Source organism: Pseudomonas sp. BIGb0176, assembly GCF_024810175.1.
GTDB lineage: Bacteria > Pseudomonadota > Gammaproteobacteria > Pseudomonadales > Pseudomonadaceae > Aquipseudomonas > Aquipseudomonas protegens.
Map to the genome: position 1 here is coordinate 2,348,214 of NZ_JANUEC010000001.1, position 3,311 is coordinate 2,351,524.

Annotated in this window: 2 protein-coding genes; both read right to left on the minus strand. The window is 66.0% G+C overall.

The genetic code is table 11. The features are described 5' to 3' along the window. Nucleotides 1-48: 48 nt before the first annotated feature. Nucleotides 49-2,007, minus strand: coding sequence for a MacB family efflux pump subunit (locus tag M2395_RS10275; protein WP_077933748.1), 1,959 nt, complete (start codon nucleotides 2,005-2,007; stop codon nucleotides 49-51). Between the two features lie 2 nt (nucleotides 2,008-2,009). Then, nucleotides 2,010-3,161 carry a macrolide transporter subunit MacA gene (gene macA / locus M2395_RS10280; RefSeq protein WP_011060449.1) on the minus strand — a complete coding sequence of 384 codons (1,152 nt, stop codon included), beginning with the start codon at nucleotides 3,159-3,161 and terminating at the stop codon, nucleotides 2,010-2,012. Nucleotides 3,162-3,311 lie beyond the last annotated feature (150 nt).

The following is a 3,311-nucleotide window of genomic DNA, read 5'->3' on the forward strand; positions in this document are numbered from 1 at the left end:
CCTGTAACCCCCGCCGGCCCCAGCGCCGGCGGTTCGGTCTACGGCCTGTCAATCCCGGGCCAGGGCCTCGATGGGATCCAGGCGCGCGGCGTTGCGCGCCGGAACGAAGCCGAAGACGATGCCGATCAGGGTCGAACAGGCGAACGCGGTAATGATCGACCCCATGGAAAACACCATCTCCCACTCCTTGATGAACAGGGTGAACAGGTAGCCGATGGCGAACGACAGGCTGATGCCGATGGCCCCACCGATCAGGCAGACCATCACCGCCTCCACCAGGAACTGCTGGCGGATATCCGACTGCCGGGCCCCCACCGCCATGCGGATGCCGATCTCCCGGGTCCGCTCGGTGACCGACACCAGCATGATGTTCATCACCCCGATTCCCCCCACCACCAGGGAAATCACCGCGATCAGCGACAGCAGCAGGGCCAGGGAGCGGCTGGTGCGCTGCACCGTCTGCATGATGCTGTCGAGGTTGTTGGTGAAGAAATCCTTGGTGCCGTGGCGCTGCTCCATCAGCTTCTTCACATGCTCCTCCACCACTTTGCTCGGCTGGCCGTCCTTGATCCGCACGCTGATGCTGTCCAGGTGGCGCTGGCCGAGCACCCGCCCGGCGGCGGTCTCGTAGGGCAGCCAGACGTTCAGCAGGTTGCTGGCGGCGAACATGTTCTTGTTCTCCCGGGTCACGCCGATCACCGTGCACGGCAGGTTGCCCACCAGGATCACCTGCCCCAGCGGGTCGACATCCGAGCCGAACAGGCGGTTGCGGGTGTTGTGGTCGATCACCACCACCTGGGCCTGGCGCCGCGCGTCGTTCTCGCTGAAGGAAATGCCGCTGGCCAGCTTGATGTCGCGAACCTGGAAGTACAGGTGGCTGACGCCGTTGACCGTGGCGTTGAGATCGATGTTGCCGTAGCGCAGCAACAGGCTGCGGCCGACCATGGGCGTGGCACTGTCGACGTAGTACAGCTGGTTCAGGGCCGTCACGTCGGCGGGCATCAGGGTCTGGATCGCCGCCGCCCGGCTGTCGCCGAAACTGGCCCCGGGGAAGATGTCGATGGTGTTGCTGCCAATGGCCTGGATGTCCTTGAGCACGTAGCGCTTGGCGCCCTCGCCGATGGCCACGATGGACACCACCGAGGTGATGCCGATGACGATCCCGAGCATGGTCAGCAGGGTGCGCATGCGGTGCGAGACCAGCGCCACCCAGGCCATCACGAAGGCCTCCTTGAACAGCCCCAGGCTGGCCACCAGGCGCCGCGCACCGGCGGGCCGCACGCTGACCGGTGGCTCGCTCGGCGCCTCGTCCGCCGGGCGCGGGTTGGCCCGGTCGCTGACGATCTCGCCGTCGCGCACTTCGATGATGCGCTGGGCGTTGGCCGCCACCTTGGGGTCGTGGGTGACGATGATCACCGTGTGCCCCAGGCCGTGCAGTTCCTGGAGGATGTTCATCACCTCCTTGCCACTGGCGGTGTCCAGGGCACCGGTGGGTTCGTCGGCGAGTATCACTTCGCCGCCGTTCATCAGCGCCCGGGCGATGCTCACTCGCTGCTGCTGGCCGCCGGAGAGCTGGTTGGGCCGGTGGCCCAGGTGCCCGGACAAACCCAGGCGCGCCAGCAGTTCCCGGGCCCGGCCATGGCGCCTGACTTGCGGGGTACCGGCGTAGATCGCCGGCATCTCGACGTTGTGCATGGCGCTCAGGTGCGGCAGCAAGTGGTAGCGCTGGAAGATGAAGCCGAAGTAGTCGCGGCGCAGTTCCGCCAGGGCCTGGTCGTCGAGGTCGCGGGTTTCCCGGCCGTTGACCTTGTAGCTGCCGGCGGTGGCGTAGTCCAGGCAGCCGAGGATGTTCATCAGGGTCGACTTGCCCGACCCCGAGGCCCCGGTGATCGCCACCATTTCCCCGGCCTGGATGCTCAGGTCGATGTGCTTGAGGGCCAGGAACTCCCGATCCCCGGCGGTGAAGCTGCGGCTGATGCCGGTGAGGTGCAGCAGGGGCTCGCTCATGCTCAGGCCCCTGCCGTGCCGGGCAGCGGATCACCGATCACCACCCGGTCACCCTCCGCCAGGCCGTCCTTGATCTGCACCTTGACGTTGTTGTTGATCCCGGTGCTGACGTTGCGCGCCTGGGCATGGCCCTTGGCGTCCAGCACCCGCACCGCGAAGCTGCCGTCGGCATTGCGCGGGCCCAGGGCCGCCACCGGTACCATCAGCACGTCCTTGGCGGTATCCAGCACGATGCGCACCTGGGCAGTCATGGAAATGCGCAGCCTATGGTCCGGGTTGGGCACGTCGAACAGCGCGTTGTAGAACACCGCGGTGTTCTGCTTGGGGGTGCCGGCGGTCTGGGTCTCGAGAAAGTTCTGCGGCGCCGGCTCAGTGCCCCGCAGTTTGGCGTAGTAGCGTTTTTCCGCCTCGCCGAGGATGGTGAAGTACACCTGTTGGCCGGGGGCGATATGGATCACATCGGCCTCCGAAACCTGGGCCTTGACGGTCATGGTGTCCAGGTCCGCCAGTTTGAGCAGCACCGGCGCCAGCTGGTTGGCGATCACCGTCTGGCCTTCCTGGGTCACCACCCCCACCACATCGCCATCGATCGGCGCGACGATGCGGGTGTAGGCCAGGTTGACCTTGGCGGTGTCGATCTGGATGTGCGCGCTCTTGATCTGCGCGTCCAGGGACAGCAGGTTGGCCCGCTGCACCTCGTAGTTGGATTCGGCGGTCTCGTAATCCTGCTGGGAAATCGAGGCGTCGGACTGCAAGTCACGGTAGCGCTCGTAGATGGCCTTGGTTTCCTTGAGCTGGGCCGCAGTGGCGCGGCGCTTGGCCTGCAGGTTCTCCTCGTCCACCTGGGCCTGGCGCAGGGTGTTCTGCAGCACCAGCGGGTCGATTTCCGCCAGCCACTGGCCCTTTTTCACCTTGTCCCCGACCTTGACCTTGAGCGACTTCAACTGCCCGGAGACCTGGGCCCCGACATCCACCTGCTTGATGCCTTCGAGCAGGCCCGAGGCCAGGACCGCGTTCTCGATATCCCCCCGTTCGACCTTGGCGGTCAGGTACTGCGGCGGCTCCGCCGGCGCCTGCACCGTATAGAAAATCAACCCGGCCACAACCACCAGCAACAGCCCCATACCGATTTTGCGAAACTTCGACTTTTCCATAGATGACCACAAGTCCGTTGAGGGCGGGCTGCACCGGCCAGCGGCGAGCCCCCTTACAGAACACCGTGCTGCCGTAGTGAGCGGTGTTCCAGATGAATGAAACCGGGTGTCCAGGCGCCGGCAGGGCCAGCGCCTGTGTTGCCCCGCGCC

Excerpts from the sequence above, each read along its gene's own strand:
- M2395_RS10275 (WP_077933748.1), bottom strand. The coding sequence starts at position 2,007 with ATGAGCGAGCCCCTGCTGCACCTCACCGGCATCAGCCGCAGCTTCACC.
- macA (WP_011060449.1), bottom strand. The coding sequence starts at position 3,161 with ATGGAAAAGTCGAAGTTTCGCAAAATCGGTATGGGGCTGTTGCTGGTG.